Annotated in this window: 23 protein-coding genes; 17 read left to right on the top strand and 6 right to left on the bottom strand. The window is 58.2% G+C overall.

Annotated features, from left to right (window positions below):
- Positions 1 to 59: 59 nt before the first annotated feature.
- Positions 60 to 377 (top strand): heavy metal-binding domain-containing protein, encoded by a 318-nt coding sequence (locus tag AC0V60_RS11965; RefSeq protein ID WP_486179491.1) that lies wholly within the window; start codon positions 60 to 62, stop codon positions 375 to 377.
- Here AC0V60_RS11965 and AC0V60_RS11960 read toward each other — a convergent pair.
- Positions 374 to 1,210, bottom strand: a complete 837-nt coding sequence (locus tag AC0V60_RS11960; protein ID WP_486178684.1) for a CPBP family glutamic-type intramembrane protease — start codon at positions 1,208 to 1,210, stop codon at positions 374 to 376. The two genes, AC0V60_RS11965 and AC0V60_RS11960, sit on opposite strands and share 4 nt — an antisense overlap.
- A gap of 70 nt (positions 1,211 to 1,280) precedes the next feature.
- Between AC0V60_RS11960 and AC0V60_RS11955 the strand changes: the two genes are divergently transcribed.
- From AC0V60_RS11955 to AC0V60_RS11930, 6 genes are all read left to right on the top strand, one after another.
- Complete coding sequence (locus tag AC0V60_RS11955; protein WP_486178683.1) at positions 1,281 to 2,027, top strand: YebC/PmpR family DNA-binding transcriptional regulator; 747 nt, start codon at positions 1,281 to 1,283, stop codon at positions 2,025 to 2,027.
- Between the two features lie 103 nt (positions 2,028 to 2,130).
- Complete coding sequence (gene ruvC / locus AC0V60_RS11950; protein ID WP_486179490.1) at positions 2,131 to 2,601, top strand: crossover junction endodeoxyribonuclease RuvC; 471 nt, start codon at positions 2,131 to 2,133, stop codon at positions 2,599 to 2,601.
- Positions 2,602 to 2,943: 342 nt separating this feature from the next.
- Entirely contained in the window at positions 2,944 to 3,306 is a 363-nt protein-coding gene (locus tag AC0V60_RS11945) for an ArsC family reductase (RefSeq protein WP_486178682.1), read from the top strand.
- Positions 3,285 to 4,334, top strand: a complete 1,050-nt coding sequence (locus AC0V60_RS11940; RefSeq protein ID WP_486178681.1) for a glycerophosphodiester phosphodiesterase family protein — start codon at positions 3,285 to 3,287, stop codon at positions 4,332 to 4,334. The genes AC0V60_RS11945 and AC0V60_RS11940 overlap by 22 nt, the downstream gene beginning before the upstream one ends.
- Positions 4,324 to 4,767: a thiol-disulfide oxidoreductase DCC family protein gene (locus AC0V60_RS11935; protein ID WP_486178680.1), complete on the top strand. Its 444-nt coding sequence runs from the start codon at positions 4,324 to 4,326 to the stop codon at positions 4,765 to 4,767. Before AC0V60_RS11940 ends, AC0V60_RS11935 begins: the two co-directional genes overlap by 11 nt.
- A 176-nt stretch (positions 4,768 to 4,943) precedes the next feature.
- Positions 4,944 to 5,249 (top strand): hypothetical protein, encoded by a 306-nt coding sequence (locus tag AC0V60_RS11930; protein WP_486178679.1) that lies wholly within the window; start codon positions 4,944 to 4,946, stop codon positions 5,247 to 5,249.
- Here AC0V60_RS11930 and ubiG read toward each other — a convergent pair.
- A complete protein-coding gene (ubiG, locus tag AC0V60_RS11925) occupies positions 5,246 to 5,995 on the bottom strand; it encodes a bifunctional 2-polyprenyl-6-hydroxyphenol methylase/3-demethylubiquinol 3-O-methyltransferase UbiG (RefSeq protein WP_486178678.1) in 750 nt (249 codons plus the stop codon). The two genes, AC0V60_RS11930 and ubiG, sit on opposite strands and share 4 nt — an antisense overlap.
- Before the next feature lie 119 nt (positions 5,996 to 6,114).
- On the opposite strand from ubiG, the gene AC0V60_RS11920 reads away from it, so the two are divergent.
- The 8 genes from AC0V60_RS11920 (at position 6,115) to AC0V60_RS11885 (ending at position 13,848) form a co-directional block, all read left to right on the top strand.
- The gene (locus tag AC0V60_RS11920) at positions 6,115 to 7,368 is read left to right on the top strand and encodes an aspartate kinase (protein WP_486178677.1); all 1,254 of its coding nucleotides are present in this window, start codon (positions 6,115 to 6,117) and stop codon (positions 7,366 to 7,368) included.
- Between the two features lie 142 nt (positions 7,369 to 7,510).
- Positions 7,511 to 8,230 carry a helix-turn-helix domain-containing protein gene (locus AC0V60_RS11915; RefSeq protein WP_486178676.1) on the top strand — a complete coding sequence of 240 codons (720 nt, stop codon included), beginning with the start codon at positions 7,511 to 7,513 and terminating at the stop codon, positions 8,228 to 8,230.
- A gap of 241 nt (positions 8,231 to 8,471) precedes the next feature.
- Complete coding sequence (locus AC0V60_RS11910; RefSeq protein WP_486178675.1) at positions 8,472 to 9,470, top strand: GGDEF domain-containing protein; 999 nt, start codon at positions 8,472 to 8,474, stop codon at positions 9,468 to 9,470.
- 71 nt (positions 9,471 to 9,541) lie between these two features.
- A complete protein-coding gene (gene purT, locus AC0V60_RS11905) occupies positions 9,542 to 10,717 on the top strand; it encodes a formate-dependent phosphoribosylglycinamide formyltransferase (protein WP_486178674.1) in 1,176 nt (391 codons plus the stop codon).
- 38 nt (positions 10,718 to 10,755) lie between these two features.
- Complete coding sequence (locus AC0V60_RS11900; protein WP_486178673.1) at positions 10,756 to 11,766, top strand: NAD(P)H-dependent flavin oxidoreductase; 1,011 nt, start codon at positions 10,756 to 10,758, stop codon at positions 11,764 to 11,766.
- Between the two features lie 9 nt (positions 11,767 to 11,775).
- Positions 11,776 to 12,576 (top strand): SDR family NAD(P)-dependent oxidoreductase, encoded by an 801-nt coding sequence (locus tag AC0V60_RS11895; protein ID WP_486178672.1) that lies wholly within the window; start codon positions 11,776 to 11,778, stop codon positions 12,574 to 12,576.
- Between the two features lie 11 nt (positions 12,577 to 12,587).
- Positions 12,588 to 13,442: a formyltetrahydrofolate deformylase gene (gene purU / locus AC0V60_RS11890; RefSeq protein ID WP_486178671.1), complete on the top strand. Its 855-nt coding sequence runs from the start codon at positions 12,588 to 12,590 to the stop codon at positions 13,440 to 13,442.
- A 1-nt stretch (position 13,443) separates the two neighbouring features.
- Positions 13,444 to 13,848, top strand: coding sequence for a VOC family protein (locus tag AC0V60_RS11885; RefSeq protein WP_486178670.1), 405 nt, complete (start codon positions 13,444 to 13,446; stop codon positions 13,846 to 13,848).
- On the opposite strand, the gene AC0V60_RS11880 is transcribed toward AC0V60_RS11885, so the two are convergent.
- Positions 13,845 to 14,612 carry a LytTR family DNA-binding domain-containing protein gene (locus tag AC0V60_RS11880; protein ID WP_486178669.1) on the bottom strand — a complete coding sequence of 256 codons (768 nt, stop codon included), beginning with the start codon at positions 14,610 to 14,612 and terminating at the stop codon, positions 13,845 to 13,847. The genes AC0V60_RS11885 and AC0V60_RS11880 overlap by 4 nt on opposite strands.
- 159 nt (positions 14,613 to 14,771) lie before the next feature.
- Here AC0V60_RS11880 and AC0V60_RS11875 point away from each other — a divergent pair, with 159 nt between their 5' ends.
- Entirely contained in the window at positions 14,772 to 15,284 is a 513-nt protein-coding gene (locus AC0V60_RS11875; protein WP_486178668.1) for a DUF2306 domain-containing protein, read from the top strand.
- On the opposite strand, the gene AC0V60_RS11870 is transcribed toward AC0V60_RS11875, so the two are convergent.
- Together AC0V60_RS11870 and AC0V60_RS11865 are read right to left on the bottom strand one after the other, a co-directional pair.
- Positions 15,281 to 15,739 carry a protein tyrosine phosphatase family protein gene (locus AC0V60_RS11870; protein ID WP_486178667.1) on the bottom strand — a complete coding sequence of 153 codons (459 nt, stop codon included), beginning with the start codon at positions 15,737 to 15,739 and terminating at the stop codon, positions 15,281 to 15,283. The genes AC0V60_RS11875 and AC0V60_RS11870 overlap by 4 nt on opposite strands.
- A 3-nt stretch (positions 15,740 to 15,742) precedes the next feature.
- A complete protein-coding gene (locus AC0V60_RS11865) occupies positions 15,743 to 17,923 on the bottom strand; it encodes a PQQ-dependent dehydrogenase, methanol/ethanol family (RefSeq protein ID WP_486178666.1) in 2,181 nt (726 codons plus the stop codon).
- A gap of 137 nt (positions 17,924 to 18,060) precedes the next feature.
- Here AC0V60_RS11865 and AC0V60_RS11860 point away from each other — a divergent pair, with 137 nt between their 5' ends.
- Positions 18,061 to 18,942 carry a dienelactone hydrolase family protein gene (locus tag AC0V60_RS11860; RefSeq protein WP_486178665.1) on the top strand — a complete coding sequence of 294 codons (882 nt, stop codon included), beginning with the start codon at positions 18,061 to 18,063 and terminating at the stop codon, positions 18,940 to 18,942.
- Between the two features lie 171 nt (positions 18,943 to 19,113).
- Here the strand turns inward: AC0V60_RS11860 and AC0V60_RS11855 are convergent, their stop codons facing one another.
- Entirely contained in the window at positions 19,114 to 20,082 is a 969-nt protein-coding gene (locus tag AC0V60_RS11855; RefSeq protein ID WP_486178664.1) for a complex I NDUFA9 subunit family protein, read from the bottom strand.
- Positions 20,083 to 20,232 lie beyond the last annotated feature (150 nt).

The following is a 20,232-nucleotide window of genomic DNA, read 5'->3' as shown; positions in this document are numbered from 1 at the left end:
TATAATACATTCAAACAGGGAGAATTTTGATGGCAGGATCATCGAAAGACACGAGCGGCATTCTGGTGACCACGACGCCAAGCGTTGAAGGCCGCCCGATCCAGGAATATTGCGGTATCGTCGTTGGCGAAGTGATCGTGGGTGCAAACCTCTTTCGCGATCTGTTCGCCAATATCCGCGATATTGTGGGCGGGCGCTCGGGCAGCTATGAGCGCATTCTGAAAGACGCGCGCGATGAAGCAATTGCCGAATTGCAGGCAGAAGCCGCGAGCAAAGGCGCCAATGCGGTGGTCGCGATTGATCTTGATTACGAGGTGGTCGGCGACACCGGATCAATGCTGATGGTGAGCGCAAGTGGGACGGCTGTGAAGATCTAACCCAACTGAGCGGCGAGGGCTGCTACGCTGAGGGCGGTGGCATTATGCGCTGCGTGAAGCAGGATCGCCGCCCACAGAGCAAAGCGCACCCGGACATAGCCCAGCATCATCCCCAGGATGAATTGTGGCAGGACGAGCGGCAGGAGCATTGCCAGCGAGCCCTCTTCGAAATTGGCAAGGTGGACGAGGGCAAAGGCAACCGTCGAAAACCAAAAGAAGAACGGGAAGGCGCTGGCGAACCAGGCCATGGCTGGTTTGTTCCAAAGGAAGAATAGAGCAAGGCCCGCGCCGACAATCCCGGCCACTCCTGCAAGCCCCGCTACAGCGGGGCTTGCGACGTGAAGCGCTCCGGCACCGATGACACCTGCACCTAGCAAGAGCAGCGCAATTACGGGCGCGGGTTTGCCTGAAAGCCAACCGCGGAAGGCGATTTCTTCCATGACGGGCGCTCCGATCACCACGAGCAGGATGATTTCCCAAGTGAACTCCATCCCGGCAAGCGCTGTTTCGGGAATGTAAACCCCCGCCGCAATCAAAGCGCCAGCAAGGCCGATCAGCACTGCCATGGCCGCTATATCGAGCGCATAAATCCGGGCGAGGACTTTGAGCGCGCCTTCGTTTTGAGAGCCTACCGCAAGGGTGGGGCGCTTCAAAAACGCACCCAAGCGCCGCCATTCACTTGTGATGGTGTCTGCTGGGGCGGCGTCTGTTTGCAGAGCGCCCGTTTCCATTGGGCCCGTTTCCATTGGGCCCGCTTCCATTGTGCCTTCGCCATCAAATACGGTTTCGTTTTGAGGCGCGGCAAACGGTTCAGAGTTTGGGGTTGTCGTCATATCGCTCATGGGGTTAAGGCAGGCCCACTAATTCACGCTTAAGAAAGCGCCCGAAAGAAGAGTTTTTTCAATGGCAGGCCATTCCAAATTTAAGAATATTATGCACCGCAAGGGTGCGCAGGACAAGAAACGCTCGAACCTGTTTTCTAAGCTTAGCCGCGAGATCACCGTGGCGGCAAAAATGGGCACGCCCGATCCGGATATGAACCCGCGTCTGCGCTTGGCCGTCAACACCGCCAAGGGCCAATCCATGCCGAAGGACAATATCCAGCGCGCGATTGACAAAGCGGCTGCGGCGGACGGTGAGAATTACGAAGAGGTCCGTTACGAAGGTTACGGCCCGGGCGGCAGCGCGATCATTGTCGAAACGCTGACTGACAACCGCAACCGCACTGCAACCGCTGTGCGCACTGCTTTTTCCAAGAATGGCGGCAATCTAGGCACGGAAGGCTCAGTCGCACACGGGTTTGAACGCGTCGGCTTGATCGAATATCCGGTCGAGGCCGGCGATGAAGACACCGTCCTTGAAGCTGCGATGGAAGCTGGCGCAGAGGACATCGAGTCCAGCGAAGATGGCCACACCATTTGGACCGCAGCAGACAGCCTTCACGGTGTCTCATCAGAGCTTGAAAAGGCCTTAGGTGAGGCCAAAGAGGTCAAGCTCGCATGGAAACCCAACCTCACCGTCGATATGGATGAGAAGGGGGCTGGCACGCTACTCAAACTGATCGACGCGCTAGAGGATGATGACGATGTCCAGACGGTTTGGGGCAATTATGCAATCGCCGATGAGGTGATGGAAAAACTCGACGCTTGATAAAGCTTGAGTGGCTCTATCTGGCCGCGCTTCTTGGAGCTTTCGCGCTCGCAGTCGCGTGGCGACTTGGTTGGTTGGTAGGGCTTTGAGTGATCGAAGAACGATGATCATCCTTGGCCTTGATCCCTCACTCACATGCACAGGTTGGGGCGTGATCCGCAGCGAAGGCTCGCGCCTTTCGCATATTGCCAACGGTCAGATCAAAACCAGTTCGAAAGCGCCGATGGCCGACCGGCTGGCATTACTTCATACCGAAGTGGCCGAGGTGATTGCGCTTTACGCTCCTGAGCGTGCCGCCTGCGAGGAGGTTTTTGTCAATGAAAACCCGCAATCGACCCTCAAACTGGCTCAGGCGCGCGGCGCGGTGCTGGCGGCTTGCGGCGCGGCCATGCTGAGCGTGAATGAACACGCAGCAAGGCGTGTCAAAAAAGCTGTGGTGGGAGCAGGCGCTGCCGATAAAGCGCAAGTCGGCGCCATGATCAAAGTGCTGTTGCCCGGCGCAAAGGTCGCCGGATCAGATGCCGCTGATGCGTTAGCAGTGGCAATCGCCGATGCGCATTTGGGGCGCCATTAGCCCGGCGGATTGGATCGCTGCCTACCGAACCCCAGGTTCGTATGGATCGCCTAACAAAACGTCCGAACACTTTGCCAGGAAAGCCGCCGCCCAGCTGCCGATTGCAAGCGCCAGAATAACGCGCAAGGGTGATTGTGGATAGCTGGCCGGTTATGGATATCCCTACACCTCTGAGCGCGTCTTAGCGAAATTCACTAAGGACCGCGTCAAGTTCCCTGCGGCGTGTACCGAGCGAGCCCGGGCATCTTCACGCGCCGCGTATTCAAGGCTGGGCGATGGGGCAAGATTGCGATAGAGGCTAGGGCATTATCAAACGCCCCGCTAAAGGATGTGACAGCGGCTATGACCATTCACCTATACGGCATTCCCAATTGCGATACGGTCAAAAAGGCAAGAAAATGGCTCGATGCGAAGGGGCTGGAATATGCCTTTCACGATTACAAAAAAGAAGGCGCAGCCGAGAGCAAAGTGGAAAGCTGGATCGCGGCAAAAGGCGTCGACACGGTGCTGAACAAGCGCGGCACGACTTTTCGCAAACTCAGCGATGAAGAGAAGGCAAGCGCCGCCGACAGTAACACGGCCGTCACGCTTCTCGTTCAGCACCCCTCCATGATAAAACGCCCAGTGGTTGAACACGACACCGAAAATGGGGGCGGTATCCTCGTGGGTTTCAAGGAAGATGAATGGTCCGCTTTACTTTTGTAACCGCGCTTGCGGCGTTGATGGTGGCCCCGATACCGGCAATGGCTAACACTGATCCTCTGATTATCGCGCACCGAGGGGCGAGCGGCGACCGGCCTGAGCACACGCTCGCGGCCTATGAGCTCGCGATTGAGCAAGGGGCGGATTACATTGAGCCTGATCTGGTGGTGACAAAGGACCTGAAACTCGTCTCTCGCCATGAGAACGAGCTTTCGGGCACGACCGATGTCGCAAACCGCGAAGAATTTGAGCACCTCAAGCGCGAAAAAACCATCGACGGTCAGCGGGTCGCGGGGTGGTTTGCGGAAGACTTCACCCTAGCTGAGCTGCGCACCCTTCGCGCGAAAGAGCGCGTGCCCGCCAGCCGCCCGGCGAACACCCGCTATAATGGGCTTTATCAGGTCCCGACTTTTGAGGAGATCGTGAAGCTGGTGCGTGCGAAAGAGGCCGAAACGGGGCGCAAGATTGGCCTTTATCCTGAGCTCAAGCACCCCAATTTCATGCTCGAAGTAGAAGGGATCGACATGGTCGATCTCATGCTGCGCGAGCTGCGCGATCTTGGTATTGAGCCCAGCGATCCGATCTTCATCCAGTGTTTTGAAGTGACCACGCTTCGCCGCCTTAACCAGCGCAGCGACTATAAGCTGGTTCAACTGATCCACCCAGAAGGTGGCCCGGTGGACGAGCCCGAGATGCGTTATGCCGACATGGTGACGCCGAGCGGTCTTGAAGAGCTCGCGACTTACGCCGACGGGATTGGCCCTTGGCTTGGCTATGTCCTCGACCCCCAAACCATGGCTGAGACCACTCTGGTTGCTGACGCACACAGCGTTGGCCTGAAGGTGCATCCATGGACGCTGCGCAAGGAAAACGGCTTTCTGCCTGCCGCCTTGCAAAGCGAAGGCGGGCCTGCTGATGATGGCCAATGGCGCCTTTTATGGGGAGCCGCGCTTAAGAGCGGGGCAGATGGTTTCTTCACCGACAATGTGAAGGAGTTTGTTGGGCTAGTGGAGCAAGAGGGTGGCGACTGACGCCGATCTTCCGGCGGGCATCCCGCGCGACAAGCCAATCATCGTATTCGATGGCGTGTGTGTCCTGTGCACCGCCAATGCGCGCTTTGTTCTGAAGCATGACGTCAAGGGCCGCTTTCGCCTCGCCGCGATGCAGGATGCGCCGGGTATCGCGATCATGCGTTATGCTGGGCTTGACCCTGCTGATCCTGTAAGCTTCGTTCTGCTCGACCCCGAGCATGAGGGAGGCCGCATTTGGATGAACAGCGATGCGGTGCTGCATTTGTGGTCGGGGCTCGGATGGCCTTGGAAGGCGAGTCTGATCTTTAAGCTCATTCCGCGGACTTTGCGCGACCCCGTCTACAAGATGATCGCGCGCAATCGCTACAAATGGTTCGGCAAGCGCGAGGAGTGCTGGGTGCCGAGCGCGGAGCAGGCGCCGCGAATACTGTAGCTCTAAAGAGCGCACACAGATTTTCATAAACCAGTATAATCTAAATTTAATGCCCAATAGCTAGACCCCAATTACTGTTCGTCTTGGGGTTGATTACTATGCGCTGGATTTTTCTTTCACCAATTCTCTTTGGACTCTCAGCCTGCGGCGTTCAAACGCAAATGCCTCTGGCAGAAATGAATAAGCAAGCCGTAAAACGCTTCAATTCAGAAGCAAAAGAGCTGCTTCTCGATAGCTTACCGGGGGCAACAGCCAGCGCTCGCACCGAAGGCGAAAACACCGTGGTTATCGAAGTTTTGAACGTACCTACCGGTAAAATGGCTGTCGATCCAACACCGATGGCCCGAGAATTTAGGAAAGGGTTTTGTACTGATCGCGAAATGGCGGACCTGTTGGAGCGCGGCTTGCGTTTTAGGGTGGAAATGCGCTCCAATATGGGCGTCGAGCTTCCGGCGATACATCTCGCAACCTGCGCTGGTTAGTCCTTCGCCCGCGCGCTCAAGATGTAGTTGAGCGCCTCGTCATCGCTCAGGTGCAGTCCTTTGCCCGGACGCCATGCAATGCCGCGCCGTTCGATCACCTCCAGGCCGACTTCGGTTAGCATCTCCTCAAGCTCTTCGGGGGTCACAAAGTCTTCCCAATTGTGCGTGCCCTTGGGGACATATCCGACCGCTTCGGCAGCGCCCACTAAAAGGAGTCGCGAAGCTGCGGTGCGGTTGGGGGTGGAGAGTACCAGAAGGCCACCGGGTGCAAGCCGTGCAGTGACATCGGCAAGGAACGCGCGCTTGTCGGCGACGTGCTCGACCACCTCAAGGCTGGTGACGAGGTCAAAGGTTCCGATATCAAGCGAGGCCACCTCGCCCATCATATAGCGAATATCGAGCCCGCTTGCCTCGGCATGCGCGCTGGCCGCCGCGACATTGTCGCCCGCCGCATCAACACCGGTAACCTCAGCGCCAAGCCGCGCCAGAGGTTCGCATACAAGCCCTGCGCCGCACCCGATATCGAGCGCCGTCTTGCCCGCCAGCGGCTTAATCCCGCGTGCGTCACTTCCAAAATGAGCATCCACCGCCTCGCGGATAAAGCGGAGCCTCACCGGATTCACCTGGTGCAGGCTCGCCATTTTGCCCTTGGGATTCCACCAATCTTTCGCAAGATCAGCAAAGAAAGCAGCTTCTTCAGGACGGATTGTTACGTTCTGCGTGCTTTGTGTGTTTGCGTTTCCCATAATCACCCGTTAGCAGCGCCCCGACCACATAACTAGTGTGACATCAATAAGGACAACTAACCAGCAGGAGCTTTAGGGCCTTGGCCGAAGCTAGACCCAGAAAAAGACAGCGTGTCGTCATGAAATTCGGCGGGACCTCGATGGCGGGGACCGAGCGGATTCGCCGCGTCGCCAATATCGTGCGCGCGCAGGCGCAAAACAGCGAAGTCGGCGTTGTCGTCAGCGCCATGGCCGGCGAGACCGACCGCCTTGTGGGTTTCTGCCGCGAAGCCAATGCGCTTTATGACCCTGCTGAATATGACGTCGTGGTCTCCAGCGGAGAGCAGGTGACCAGCGGGCTCTTGGCTCTCACCTTGCAATCGCTGGGGTGCAAAGCGCGCAGCTGGCTCGGCTGGCAAATGCCTGTGAAGACGGTCGAGGCTCACTCCAAAGCGCGGGTGAGCACTATTGATGCACCTGAAATGGTCGCTTCGATGAAAAGCGGCGAGATCGCGGTTTGCCCCGGTTTCCAAGGCATATCCGAGGATGGACGTATCACTACGCTTGGCCGGGGCGGTTCTGACACCTCTGCGGTGGCGGTCGCGGCAGCGGTTAAAGCGGATCGCTGCGATATCTATACCGATGTGGACGGGGTCTACACCACGGACCCGCGCATCGTTGCCAAGGCGCGCAAGCAAAAGGCGGTCACTTACGAAGAGATGCTTGAGCTTGCGAGCGTGGGCGCAAAGGTTCTTCAGACGCGCTCTGTGGGTCTTGCCATGAAAGAGGGCGTGCGCATCCAGGTGCTCTCCAGCTTTGTGGGCGACGATGCGGTGCCCGCCGATGAACTGCCCGGTACGTTGATCGTATCGGATGAAGAAATGGAACAAATGGTCGAAAGGGGCGAAATGGAACGCCAATTGGTCACAGGTATCGCTCACGACAAAAATGAGGCCAAAGTGACGCTCACACGCGTGCCGGACAAACCGGGCGCTGTGGCGGATATCTTTGCCCCGCTCGCCGATGCGTCGATCAACGTCGATATGATCATCCAAAACGTCGGGCGCGATAAGGGGGAGACCGATGTGACCTTTACTGTACCGGGGGCTGACCTCGCGCGCGCTCAGGCTCTGCTTGAGGATAAGCGCGAAGGCATTGGTTTTAACCGGGTGATCACCGATAGCAAGGTTGCGAAAATCAGCGTCGTTGGCGTGGGCATGAAAAGCCACGCAGGCGTTGCCAGCACTATGTTCAGCGCATTGTCGGACCGCGGCATCAACATTCAGGCGATCTCGACCTCTGAGATCAAGGTGAGCGTGCTGATCGACGAAGATGAGACCGAACTTGCTGTTCGCGTGCTGCACACAGCATACGGGCTTGATGCGGAGGATTGAGGGCGTTTGGCCTCCGGCGCATTTGGGGCGGGGCACCGATCCGCCTACCTTAGCTGCAACTCACCGGTTTTAACCCTGTTTGCTAACCCAGTCTTTACAATTGTAACCGGTACATGAGGCTCTCACACAGGAGCCTTACGCAATGGCGCTCAAAGCCTATCTCGATTCCACTCAGAGCAACGACGCCCTCACGCTGGAAGGAAGGAGCCGCCCCCGCCGTGCGTTGAAGCTCCATACAAGCGGCGTTTCTCAAAGCCGTGCGAGCCAAGACACCTGGCCAGCCAATGTAACGATCCACAATCTGTCCGCCGCCGGTCTCCTGATCGAAACGGATTTAGAGCTTGTGCCAGGCGAACGGCTGGCGATTGGATTGCCCAATGCCGGTTCAGTGGCAGCGCAAATCGTTTGGGTGAGCGAACGGCTTTATGGCTGCGCATTTGAAGAGGCGCTCAGCGATAGCGTGATCGCCGCCTCTCAGCTTCAATCCGAACCTCAAAACCAACCTCAACCTCAATCTGAGCCAGAGCAGAAACGTCTGCACTCTTTGGGACGATCATCCCTCGGCAGCCAGCTTGGACCGACCCTCAACCGTTTGCGCCGCGAACGCTCGTTGACGCTGGATCAGATGGCAACGGCGCTGGGTGTCAGCAAGCCAACGGTATGGGCCTGGGAAAAGGGCAAAGCGCGGCCGCTACAAGAACGACTAGCGGCAATCGCGCAGGTTTTGGGCGTGTCGGAGGCCGAACTTATCGGCTCTGGCGAAGAGCAGACAGGCAGTGACCTTATTGAGGAATGTCGCTTACGTATTGCATCTGAATTTAGAACGAGCCCCGATAGTGTACGTATTATGATAGAAGTTTAAGGCCTCTCACGAGTCGCCGAGGCTTTGGAAAAAACCTGCGAAAACTCAACTTTATGGTAAACACAGGCAATGCTGATTCGTTAATTAGTTCAGTTACTTAACGATGGCTAACAGGGGTGGGGCTACATCTTTGAGAGAGAGGGATTTCTCTTAGGAAAACCGTTAAACGTTAGTTTACGCGTGGCCTCTCCTGTTGAGCGAATTGGCAAGGGTTGTTGCTGAGTTGCCGGGGGCTACTGAGATGAATACGCAAATTTTCGACAAAGGCTGTCACGCGCCGGAAGGGCCTCACGGGGCGCATGGCGACGCTGCACGCGATATTTCGGTGCGCTTGGACCGGGCTGGTTTTGTGGTCGATGCATCACACAATGCCAATCTATTGGGCATTGACCCGCAGTCTGTTCTGTTGATGCCGCACATCGCCGATATCGCGATGCCGGACTACCGGGCTGAGGTTTCAAGATACTTCCAGCAGGTCGTCGCCGGGAGAAGCGGAGGCATGGCGATTGAGTTCCCCGTACACAATCTGGACCCGCTGCCAGAAGAGCAAGACTGCAATGGCCAAGAGCAGTGGTATGCGCTCGACCTGCGCCGCAGCGGCAATGACGGCTCTGCTGAACTCGGCGCGGTAGGTGTATTGCAATCGGTGCAGCACAAATACCAAGCCCCGCGTAAAAGAGTTGTGAGCGGCATCAGCGATCCCTTTACAGGACTTGCTGACAGGCGCTGTTTCGTAAGCAGTCTGATCGGTAGCATTACGATGAACGATACGGTGAGCCTTGCCGTGTTTGCGATCGACGGGATGCGCTCGATCTTTATGCAATATGGGCAAGGAACCGCTGATGAAATCCGCTGGGGGTTCGCACGGTTCCTCGAGACGATGACGGACAATCACCACACGCTTGGCCAAATTGATGAAGAGCGCTTCGGCGTGGTCCTGCCCGGAATGCTTCCCAAGGAAGCGCGGCAATGGGCCAATGATGCGCTGAACATTTTTGCCAAGCTTGCTATGCCTGCCAATGGCAACACGCCTGAACTTTGCGCAAGTGCAGGGGTCGCGCGGGCAGAATTGAGCGCAGAATGGAGCATTCGCCAGGCAGAGCTGGGCCTTGTTATGGCACGGGCTGCGGGCGGAATGCAGGCGGCAATTTGCCAGCCGCATTCCTGTTTGTCGAGCGGGCATCTGGTCGAGCGCGCAATGGAAAAGGTGATTCACCGCTCGGTCAAAAGGCTCCCATAACGCGCTTCGACTATCAGGCATTGCGCGTCCAAGATTTGTCAGCGGCGCCTCCCTTGCGCTACGGGGGAGCCATGTCCTTTACCGCCACTATCCTCTTGCTCGGCTCGGGCGAGCTGGGCCGAGAATTTGTCATTTCAGCTAAGCGTTTGGGCGCGAGGGTAATCGCCTGCGATGCCTATGATGATGCGCCCGCCATGCAGGTTGCGGACGCGCGCGAGGTTTTTTCCATGCTCGACGGCGCTGCACTGCGTGCTGCGGCTGAAAAGCACCAGCCCGACCTGATTGTCCCTGAGATTGAGGCGATCCGAACTGAGGTCTTGGGCGAACTTGAAAGCGAAGGGTTTAACGTCATTCCCTCCGCACGCGCCGCCCAGCTTACCATGAACCGCGATGCCATTCGAGACCTGGCTGCTGGAGAGCTTGGTCTGACGACCTCGCGCTATCGCTATGCTGCGACACTTGCAGAGGTGCGCGCGGCTGCTGATTACGCGGGGTTCCCCTGTGTCATCAAACCCGTGATGAGTTCCTCAGGCAAAGGCCAAAGCAAGGTCGATGGTGAGGGCGCGCTCGAAGAGGCATGGGACAAGGCTCAGGCCAATATGCGCGGCGACCGGGCGCGGGTGATCGTCGAGGAATTTATCGCCTTCGATTATGAGATCACGCTCCTCACCGTGCGTCATGCGGGTGGCATAAGTTTTTGCCCGCCCATCGGTCACCGCCAGGAACGCGGCGATTATCAGGAAAGCTGGCAACCGGCCGCAATGTCGCAAGGTGCAATCGCCAAAGCGCAAGAAATGGCTGTTAGCGTGGTCGAAGCGCTGCAAGGGGCTGGCCGAGGCTGGGGCCTGTTTGGAGTTGAGTTCTTTATTCGCGGCGAAGAGGTGATCTTTTCTGAGCTTTCCCCGCGACCTCACGATACCGGCATGGTGACGCTTGCAAGCCAGAGCCTCACCGAGTTTGATCTTCACGCCCGTGCAATTCTTGGCCTCCCGGTCCCCAGCGCCATCGAAGCGGTGCCAGCGGCCTCCGCTGTCATTCTTGCCGACAGGGAAAGCGCAAATTTTGCGTTTGAGGGCGTCGCGGATGCCCTCAGGACAGACCCTGCAAGCGATATCCGCATTTTCGGCAAACCAAGCACAAGAGCCTATCGCCGCATGGCCACCGCCTTGGCAACGGGGAGTGACACTGACGAGGCACGCCGCCTCGCTGCCGCTACGGCACACAAGGTGCGCATCACCTACTCGTGATTGATCTTTGCACGCGCGACCCTTAAGCGAGCAAACCTATGACAAACTATTTAAAAACCAGCGCCATGATGCAGCGCGGCACCGAATTTCTAGGCTGCGAAACCGCGATCCTTTGCGGTGCGATGAGCTGGGTGTCAGAGCGCAACCTTGTCTCTGCTATTTCTAATGCAGGAGGTTTTGGAGTGATTGCCTGCGGTGCAATGACGCCTGAGCTTCTTGACGCAGAAATCGCTGCGACAAAGGCGATGACGGACAAGCCCTTTGGCGTGAACCTCATCACTATGCATCCGCAGCTGTTTGATCTTGTCGCAGTCTGCAAAAAATATGCGGTGAGCCATGTCGTGCTCGCAGGCGGTATCCCGCCAAAGGGCAGCGTCGAGGCGATCAAGGCGTTTGGCGGCAAGGTCATCGTTTTCGCGCCAACGCTGGCGCTTGCGAAAAAGCTCTTGCGGTCCGGCGGCGACGCAGTGGTGATCGAAGGCATGGAAGCAGGCGGCCACATCGGTCCGGTCGCCACCAGCGTGCTAGCGCAGGAATTTTTGCCCGCTCTGGCGCAAGACCACGTGGTCTTTGTCGCAGGCGGCATTGGCCGGGGCGAGGCGATTGCGAGCTATCTCGAGATGGGCGCATGCGGGGTTCAGCTCGGCACCCGTTTTGCCTGCGCGTCTGAGAGCATCGCGCATGATCATTTCAAAAAGGCCTTTTTCCGCGCCAAAGCCCGCGATGCCGAGGCTAGCGTTCAAGTTGACCCGCGCCTTCCCGTGATCCCGGTGCGCGCACTTAAGAACAAAGGCACCGAAGAGTTCACGAAAAAGCAGATCGAAGTCGCTGGAATGCTCGACCGCGAAGAGGTGGATATGGGCGAAGCGCAGCTTGAGATCGAACACTTTTGGGCAGGCGCCCTTCGCCGCGCGGTCGTCGATGGCGACATTGAAAACGGCTCGATCATGGCAGGCCAATCGGTCGGCATGGTGACCAAGGAAGAGCCTGTCGCTGACATCATCGCTGAGCTGATGGACCAGTGCGAAGCGGCTCTGACAGGAAGGTAGATTTCGCCGATGAGTGACGACCAGCCCGAAGATTTTCCTCTCCCCAATGCATCGACCGATCTTTCGGGTAGCGTGGCTTTGGTCACCGGTGCCTCCTCAGGTTTTGGCGAGCGGTTTGCCCGCGTGCTGGCGAGCCAGGGCGCGGCTGTCGCCCTGTGCGCGCGGCGTGTTGACCGGCTCGAAGCGCTTGCAGCGAAAATCAACGCAGGCGGCGGTAAGGCCGTCGCCATCGCCATGGATGCGACCGATGCGGACGCCTTGGTGAATGCGGTTGAGACAGCTGAGCGCGAACTCGGCCTTGTCGATATCCTTATCAACAATGCGGGTATCCCCGATGCGCAGCGCGCGCACAAAATGGAGCTTGAGCTGATCGACCGGGTACTCGGCGTGAACCTTCGTGCACCATGGATTCTGTCCTGCGAAGTGGCGCGGCGGCTCTTGGCTGCCAAGAAACCGGGGCGCATCGTCAATATCTCTTCGACCGCGCACTATCGCTATGATGGCGGGGGCGCCGCGCTTTACGCGACCACCAAAACCGCGCTTGCCCGGATGACTGAAACGCTCAGCGTCGAATGGGGCTATGCCAATATCAATGTTAATGCGATTTGCCCCGGAATGTTCGTGACCGAAATGACTGATGGCATGTTTGAACGCATCGGCGACCCGCGCCCTATGCTGGCACGCAAGAGAGTGCCGGTCCCGGCGCAAATGGACTCAACGCTGCTCTATCTGGTGAGCCCTTCGAGCGAATGCGTGACCGGAGCTGTCATCAAAGTCGACGACGGCCAGTCTGCTCGCATGAAGATGTGATCGAACCCGGGATGAGTGACCCTTTAGTCCTGACGCTAACTTGCGCTGATCAGCCGGGCATCACCGCCCGCGTGACCGCCTCTCTTTACGAGCGCGGCTGCAACGTCCTTGATGCGCAGCAATTTCGCGATGAGACCTCTGACCGCTTCTTTATGCGCGTGGCGTTCGACCCTACCGGCACGACCTCTGACGAACTGCGCGGGGCGTTTGCGAAGCTCGCAGGCGAATATGCGATGGATTGGGAGATCGTAGCGGAAAGCCGTCCGCGCCGTGTGATCATCATGGTCTCCAAAGGCGACCATTGCCTCGTCGACCTGCTTTATCGCCTGCGCATGGGAGAGCTCAATATCGAGGTGGTGGCAATCATCTCGAACCACCCGCGCGAGGTGGCGATCCGCACCGATATTGGCGAGATCCCTTTCCACCATGTGCCGGTGACCAAAGAAACAAAACCCGAGGCCGAAGCGCGGGTGCGTGAAATCGCTGAGGAAACGCAAGCAGAGTTGATCGTGCTCGCGCGTTATATGCAGATCCTGTCGGACGAACAGTCTGCGCATTTTTCGGGACAGTGCATCAACATTCACCACTCTTTCTTGCCCGGCTTCAAAGGTGCAAAGCCTTATCACCAAGCTCACGCGCGCGGGGTCAAGATCATCGGGGCGACCGCTCACTTTGTGACCGCTGACCTTGATGAAGGGCCGATCATTCACCAAGACGTGGAGCGCATCACCCATGCCGACAGCCCTGCCGATCTGGTGCGCAAAGGCCGCGATATCGAACGCCGCGTGCTTGCCGAAGCGGTGCGCCTGTTTGCAGGCGAGCGCGTGCTGATGAACGGCAATCGAACGGTGGTTTTTAGGGGGTAATATGATCGTTCAGCGCCTCGACCATGTGAACATCGTCACCCAAGACCTTGGCGGCACTGCGCGGTTTTATGCAGACCTTCTCGACCTTGAAGAACGCGATGGACCGCCTTCTATGCGCCCTGATCAGGTGCGCTGGATGTATGATGCAGTTGGTCAGGCGATCTTGCACATCAACTCGGTCGATTTCCCGAGCACTTATAAGCGCCCGCTGGAGTCTGGCGCAGCAACCGGGGCGATCCACCATGTGGCTTTGCGGTGTGAGGGTTTGGAGACGGTCAAAGCGCGGCTAGAGGCGCGTGGGGCTGACTTCACCGTCAATGAAGTGCCCGCGATAGGCCTCACCCAGATTTTCACGACAGACCCCAACAACGTGCTGTTGGAACTCAACTTCTTCGCGGAAGGCTAGCCTAGCCAGCCATCCTCGCGCAGTGTTTTGACGTTGCTACGGCTGACGGGGATTTCGAGTTCATTCTCGAGGATCAGCTTGATGTCGCGCCCCTCACGTCTTTGGCTGACCACCGCACTGCGCGCGGCCCACCAGCTGCGGTGGACTTGCTGGCCGTGTCCCTCAGGCATGAGAGTAATAGCTTCGCTAAGCGGCATTAGCACCATCTGCGAACGCCCAGCTGCATGCACCCGGGTGTAGTGGTCCTCCACTGAGAGCGCGATGATGGCAGGAAACCCTGCGGGCAGCCGTTCGTGGAGCTTTGTTTCGTCATTGCAAGGTTTGGCAGATTCCTCATTTTCTCCCATCGGCTTGAAATCGGCCCGTGCATAGATGACATAGAACACGCCGAAAAAGCCGAGCCCTACAAGGATTGTCGAAGGCCAAATTCGGGCAAAGTTCGCGCCCAATGCCTCGCTTGGCCCTCCAAACCACCACAAAACGGCCCATGAAATCAGCGCTGATCCCACTGGGATAGCGATGGCATAGCCCCAAACCTCTGGCAGTCCGACAAGCTTTGCTGCGGCAGATCCTGACTGGGCTAGCCCCTTCATCAGTCCCCATGCGATGATGCTTCCGACAATCCAGAACGCCATGCGCAGGCCCAAAGGCATATCGCCGGGCGTAAAAATGCCCAGGAGCGCAATCAGGCAGCCGATGATCGCTACAATGGCGGCTTCGGCCATCCATCTTTCAGGACGCGAAAGGCGGCGGCTTTGCGTCATTGGCCCGGGCGGTCCATTTGCGGACACCTCGCGCAAAGGTCGGACCGCCCACGCATCTTCGCGACGCCTCGCGTAGATTGAATTGCTGGACCAAGGGAAAACGCGATGCTCATGAATGCTCACATGTAACGTCAATTTTGGTCAGGAGACAAGCAAACCATGTCAGATCGCGTTTTGGCCCGGAATATTGCAATAACCGCCGTTATCACGGTGTTCTTTACCTTTGGATTGATGGTCGTGGTCTCACAAACCGGCGGGTATGCAGCGTCATCGAGCTTGGAGGCCGAAAAAGGGATCACTTTGCCGGTTGCTGTTCACTTGGCCACCGTAATACCGGCTCTCCTGCTTGGGCCACTCATCCTTTGGGGCAAAAAAGGCGATGCGCGCCACAAGCTTTTGGGGCGGATTTGGGCAGTTTTGATGCTGATCACAGCAATTGCCTCCGCCTTTATTCGAGCACCCGGAGGCGGGATCGCTGGCACAGGCTACAGCGCGATCCACATTTTCACTGTGTGGACGATTATCAATGTGCCGATAGCCGTTTGGTGCGCGCGAACCGGCAAAATCGCGCAGCACCGCTCAGCGATGATCGGCCTTTATGTCGGGCTATGCATCGCAGGCGCGTTTACGCTGATCCCGGGCAGGCTGCTCGGCAATTTGGTGTTCGGCTAGTGTTCGTCGAGAAGCAACCTGCGCCACGGTTCGGCGCGCGGGTCATCGCTTGCGAGAGGGTCCCAGACCTTGGCCATGCGCGCTCTTGCCTCACGTTTGGTCAGTCCAGTGTTGCAATCGAGCACGTAGAAGAAGGCCGTCACCCTATAGTTCATAATGCAATGAATATGCACCGGTTTTGGACCCGCCGTGATGGCCTCCTGCATAGCAGCGACATGAGCACGTGTCGGGGCGGTAAAGGGCACCGGGATATGCGTGTATTGGATGCCGTGTGCGGCCATGATACCGGCCTCGTCCGGCAAGGCGTCGGCATGATCGTCAAGCGCGAGATTGACGACATGGCGAACCCCCAATGTCACCAGCCGAATGGGATCGCTTGGCGACAGCTTACCCGAAGTGGTGACCAAGTCATCGCGCCGCTGCCAATTGCGGATGTCGACTGGATCGCCTGTCATCCCTCAGCGCTGCGCCACCTGCTCCGCGTTTGCGGCCTGATTTGCTGCCTCAAGTGCCTTATCCTCATTGGCGCGTTGGATGACATAGGCGCGGATCGCCTCGATCTCATCTTTTGACATTGATCCTGCAAAGCTTGCCATGCCGTTGTCAGCAAGGATGCCGTCGTGAACGACCGCCTGCCAGCTTGTCGCATTGCCGAGCGTTCCCGAACGCCTGAGGTCAGGCAGCGTCGTTGAACCCACAGCAGCCGGCGCATGGCACACGGCGCAATAGCGGGCGTAGTTGACCTTACCCAGCGCAATCGTCTCAGCGCTCGCACGCGAAGGAGGCGGGTCAAGCGGGAGCTCCGCCAGCGTCACCATATCGGGAAGCACAGCCTCGCCGCCGATCTTGAATACCAGAAGGCGCGAAATATTGCGCACTGGCCCCTGGTCTTTGATCATATGACCATCGCCTGCGAGCGCATATGCACCGCCCCAACCGGCCAGAACCGCGACATATTGCTCACCGCCAACGGTGTAGGTGATGGGAGGCGCGACAATGCCAGTCTGTGCGGCAAAGCTCCAAAGCTTCTCACCAGAGCCTGCATTGTAGGCGGCAAATTCGCTCGACGAATTGCCTTGGAAGACAAGCCCGCCGCCGGTGGCCAGAAGGCCGCCGTTCCATGGGCCGGGGAACTCCACCGTCCAGCGCGCTTCTTGCGCCACAGGGTCCCACGCCATCAGCTTGCCTTTGACCGTGCCATAGATGGATTTGCGAACGCGCAGATCAGGCGGCAGATCGCCTGCGCCAAGGTCAATCCCGACGTTGAACCCGCGCGCGCGGTCGGGCTTCCAATCGGTTTCTGGCGCATAGGCGGCAGCAGCCTCGAACGCTGGGATATAGACAAGGCCTTCGCCCGGGTGGAACGCCATCGGGTGCCAGTTGTGCCCGCCAAGCGGCCCCGGCATCACCAAGGCAGTCTCACCGGTTTTGTCGAACCGCGCTTCTGGATTGAAGATCGGGCGACCGTTCTCGTCGATCCCCTCAGCCCAGTTTTGCGGGATGTATTCCTCGGCAGAGATAAACTCGCCCGTTGCCCGGTCGATGACGTAGAAGAACCCGTTTTTGGGCGCCTGCATCAGAACCTGACGCTCTTCACCCTCGATCTCCATATCGGCGAGGATGATGTGCTGTGTCGCGGTGTAGTCCCATGTTTCGCCCGGGGTTGTCTGATAGTGCCAGACATACTCGCCCGTATCGGGACGCACCGCGACGATGCTGGAAAGATAGAGGTTGTCGCCCTCTCCCGCCCCATCTTCGCCCGGCGAACGGTACGCTTGGTTCCACGGGGATCCATTGCCGACGCCGAAATAGAGAAGATCGAGTTCGGGGTCATAGGCCATGGAATCCCAGACCGTGCCCCCGCCGCCGATTGCATCGGAACCGGCGAGAACTTCCATATTCCACGTCTCAGCGGCGGCCTTCAAATGCTCTGGTGCATCGTCACCTTCCGTCCCATCAGGCACGGTATAGAAACGCCATAGCTCGCTGCCATCCTCGACATCGTACGCCGCGATATATCCGCGCACGCCAAATTCTGCCCCGCCGTTACCGATGATAACCTTGCCATCAATGATGCGCGGCGCGCCGGTTATGGAATAGGCCATGTCCTGATCAACGGTGACGACTTCCCAATTCACCTCGCCCGTATCGCGGTCAAGCGAGATCAGCCGCCCATCAAGCGAGCCAAGGAACAGGTCGTCGCCCCATGCAGCGAGGCCCCGATTGACCACATCGCAGCACACTTTGACGCCGGTTTCGCCGGGGACCTCTGGGTCGTAATCCCACAGCGGCTCACCCGTGGTCGCATCGAACGCCTTTACCTTTGACCATGCGGTGGTGAGGTACATCTTGCCGTCGATAACAAGCGGGGTCGCTTCTTGCCCGCGCGCTGTGTCCATATCGGCAAACCATGCAAGACCCAGATCGCCCACGTTTTCGGAGTTGATGTTTTCAAGCGGAGAGAAGCGCTGCTCATCATAGGTGCGCCCATGGGTGATCCAATTGGCGTCGTCCTCGCCCGCGCCAAGCAGCATTGCAGAGGTAATCTCGCCCTCGCTGGTGCCGGCCATATCTTCACAAGATGCCAGACCCAAAGTGCCCAGCGCCAAGACCGGCGCTGCCCAAAATAGTTTTTTCATGGTTCTCTCTCCCCAAGGGACCTTGTAAAGTTCCCTCTCTTGCCAAGCAGTCTGCCTTGCAAATTGCCGCTTGTCTATGGGGGGCAGGCGGGCCTATCAAATTGGTGAGATCAAAGACTTAGAAGGATGAGCGAGCAATGTGTGATCAAGCCAATCTCAAGGAATGGGCGCGAGGCCAAGTGAGCCGCCGCGAACTCGGCGTTTTGGCAGGCGCTGCTGCGATCACTGCGTGCGCGCCAGAAGCTGTAACGGCTATCGGTGAGAGCGCGCAAGAGGTTGCCGTCACACAGACCGAAATCACCTTTGAGACCGCCGATGGCGTGATGGACGGTGTGTTTATCCACCCAAGCGAAGGCAAGCACCCAGCGATTATCTTCTGGCCTGACATTGCCTCAATCCGCCCGGCTAAAATCGACATGGCAACGCGTCTTGCCAAAGAAGGCTTCGCGGTGCTCATCATGAACCCATATTACCGCGATGTTGCGGGTCAGCAGTTCGAAGATTTCGCAGGCTGGGTGGAAGCAGGCGCTTTGCAGGCCGTTGCCCCTTACCGCGAAAAGCTCGACGCTGATTCCATCGGCCGCGATGCGGGCGCTGCAGTGGTGTGGCTTGATGGTCAGGACGCGGTGGACACATCCAAAGGCATCGGCACGCAAGGGTACTGCATGGGCGGGCCGTTCACCGTATGGAGCGCGGCGGCCGTCCCTGAGCGGATCAAAGCGGCGGCAAGCTTCCACGGCGGGGGACTTGTGCGCGATGACTATGAGAAGAGCCCGCATAAGGTTCTTCCTGCAAGCACGGCTGGATATCTGATCGCAGTGGCGCAGGATGATGACGCCGCAGCGCCCACGCACAAGCACGAATTTGCAGCCGCCGCCGAAGCAGCAGGGCGACCCGCTACGGTTGAGGTCTATGCGGGTGATCACGGCTGGACGGTTCCAGACAGCCCGTCATTTGCGGAGGCTCCGGCTGAAAAGGCTTATGCGGATCTGCTGACTTTGTATGAGGCGCAGCTTTAGGCCTCCATGTCCTACTCATCCCTCGCTCTGTAGGCCGAGGGTCTGCAAGTCGTTGAAACCTGTGCCTTTGATCCGCTGATTTCAGCAGGTCAGAGGGCAGGGTTTTTCGCCCCTGAACAGTATGCCAAGTCTGCCAAATGTGTTGAAGGCGGTGCCATCAGCGCCTGCGAATCAGCCCGCAGCTTCGCGCTTCTTGTTACGCTCATTGGCAAGACCAAAGCGGCCAAAACGGCGGTACCGGGTCATCCACTTGTCAAGGAACAGGCCAAGCGGGCGTGCGTCGATACCAAGGTCAGCCAGGGTGTTTGCATCGTCGCTGACCACGCTTCCGGCTTTGAGCAGGGTCCACTGATCACGGCTCATCGGCGTCAGGGGCAGGGCGGCAAAAAGACCGCTGAGCCCATCAGGCATGGCGATAAACTTGGGATCGCGCCCTGCGGCCTCGGCGATGCGGGTGTTGATTTCCATCATGGTGAGGACTTCGGGTCCGCCAAGTTCGAAGGTCTTGCCGCCGTGGGCTGCTGGGTCTTCAAGTGCGGCGGCAACCGCTTCGGCAACGTCGTCTACGTATACCAGTTGGAGCTCAGCATCCGGTCCAAAGACGGGCAGCACCGGCGCCATCTCAATGAGGCCGCCGAACATATTGAGGAAATTGTCATCCTTGCCAAACACGATGGAGGGGCGAAGAATTGTGGCGTTTGCAAAAGCTTCAAGAACGAGCCGTTCACCCAAACCCTTGCCTTTGGCGTAGGCGGTGGGCGAGTTTTCATCAGCGCCAATCGCGCTCATATGGACAAAGCCGCGCACGCCGCCCGATTTGGCTTTCGCCGCGATCGTTCCAGGAGCCTCACCCATAAGCTTGGAGAGGTCACCGTCAAACGCGCCAACGAGGTTGACCACGTAATCCGCACCGCTCAGCGCCTTGTCTACTTGGGCTTCATCGGTGATATCGCACTGCGCAAATTGCAGCTGACCCAGATTGGCAAGCGGCTTCAAAGGCCAGCTTTTCTCAGGCTTACGGCTGGCCACCCGCACCCGCGCACCGCGTGCAAGCAAAGCCTGAACGACGTAGTTCCCGATAAAGCCGCCGCCACCAAAAATAGTGACCAAAGCGTTGGACAAAACAGAAGGGTTGGACATGGCTTTAAAATCCCGCGGAGCTGATCAATCTGCAAACGAAAAGACGCCGATCCCATGCTCGAAAGCGAAGCATTGGGCAAGAGGTGACCTGTACCCATTGTCGAGCCGTGGCCCAAAATCGACCCAGACCTAGCGTACTATCGCCGCGCG

The sequence above is a fragment of the Erythrobacter sp. S259 genome (assembly GCF_057364965.1).
The sequence above is the reverse complement of the archived record's forward strand: the minus strand, read 5'-3'. Positions and strand labels throughout refer to the sequence as shown.

What these genes read in the sequence shown, in the direction of transcription:
- AC0V60_RS11960 (WP_486178684.1), bottom strand. Translation starts at nt 1,210, where the DNA reads ATGACGACAACCCCAAACTCTGAACCGTTTGCCGCGCCTCAAAACGAA.
- AC0V60_RS11955 (WP_486178683.1), top strand. Translation starts at nt 1,281, where the DNA reads ATGGCAGGCCATTCCAAATTTAAGAATATTATGCACCGCAAGGGTGCG.
- ruvC (WP_486179490.1), top strand. Translation starts at nt 2,131, where the DNA reads ATGATCATCCTTGGCCTTGATCCCTCACTCACATGCACAGGTTGGGGC.
- AC0V60_RS11945 (WP_486178682.1), top strand. Translation starts at nt 2,944, where the DNA reads ATGACCATTCACCTATACGGCATTCCCAATTGCGATACGGTCAAAAAG.
- AC0V60_RS11940 (WP_486178681.1), top strand. Translation starts at nt 3,285, where the DNA reads ATGGTCCGCTTTACTTTTGTAACCGCGCTTGCGGCGTTGATGGTGGCC.
- AC0V60_RS11930 (WP_486178679.1), top strand. Translation starts at nt 4,944, where the DNA reads ATGAATAAGCAAGCCGTAAAACGCTTCAATTCAGAAGCAAAAGAGCTG.
- ubiG (WP_486178678.1), bottom strand. Translation starts at nt 5,995, where the DNA reads ATGGGAAACGCAAACACACAAAGCACGCAGAACGTAACAATCCGTCCT.
- AC0V60_RS11920 (WP_486178677.1), top strand. Translation starts at nt 6,115, where the DNA reads ATGAAATTCGGCGGGACCTCGATGGCGGGGACCGAGCGGATTCGCCGC.
- AC0V60_RS11915 (WP_486178676.1), top strand. Translation starts at nt 7,511, where the DNA reads ATGGCGCTCAAAGCCTATCTCGATTCCACTCAGAGCAACGACGCCCTC.
- AC0V60_RS11910 (WP_486178675.1), top strand. Translation starts at nt 8,472, where the DNA reads ATGAATACGCAAATTTTCGACAAAGGCTGTCACGCGCCGGAAGGGCCT.
- purT (WP_486178674.1), top strand. Translation starts at nt 9,542, where the DNA reads ATGTCCTTTACCGCCACTATCCTCTTGCTCGGCTCGGGCGAGCTGGGC.
- AC0V60_RS11900 (WP_486178673.1), top strand. Translation starts at nt 10,756, where the DNA reads ATGACAAACTATTTAAAAACCAGCGCCATGATGCAGCGCGGCACCGAA.
- AC0V60_RS11895 (WP_486178672.1), top strand. Translation starts at nt 11,776, where the DNA reads ATGAGTGACGACCAGCCCGAAGATTTTCCTCTCCCCAATGCATCGACC.
- purU (WP_486178671.1), top strand. Translation starts at nt 12,588, where the DNA reads ATGAGTGACCCTTTAGTCCTGACGCTAACTTGCGCTGATCAGCCGGGC.
- AC0V60_RS11885 (WP_486178670.1), top strand. Translation starts at nt 13,444, where the DNA reads ATGATCGTTCAGCGCCTCGACCATGTGAACATCGTCACCCAAGACCTT.
- AC0V60_RS11880 (WP_486178669.1), bottom strand. Translation starts at nt 14,612, where the DNA reads ATGACGCAAAGCCGCCGCCTTTCGCGTCCTGAAAGATGGATGGCCGAA.
- AC0V60_RS11875 (WP_486178668.1), top strand. Translation starts at nt 14,772, where the DNA reads ATGTCAGATCGCGTTTTGGCCCGGAATATTGCAATAACCGCCGTTATC.
- AC0V60_RS11870 (WP_486178667.1), bottom strand. Translation starts at nt 15,739, where the DNA reads ATGACAGGCGATCCAGTCGACATCCGCAATTGGCAGCGGCGCGATGAC.
- AC0V60_RS11865 (WP_486178666.1), bottom strand. Translation starts at nt 17,923, where the DNA reads ATGAAAAAACTATTTTGGGCAGCGCCGGTCTTGGCGCTGGGCACTTTG.
- AC0V60_RS11860 (WP_486178665.1), top strand. Translation starts at nt 18,061, where the DNA reads ATGTGTGATCAAGCCAATCTCAAGGAATGGGCGCGAGGCCAAGTGAGC.
- AC0V60_RS11855 (WP_486178664.1), bottom strand. Translation starts at nt 20,082, where the DNA reads ATGTCCAACCCTTCTGTTTTGTCCAACGCTTTGGTCACTATTTTTGGT.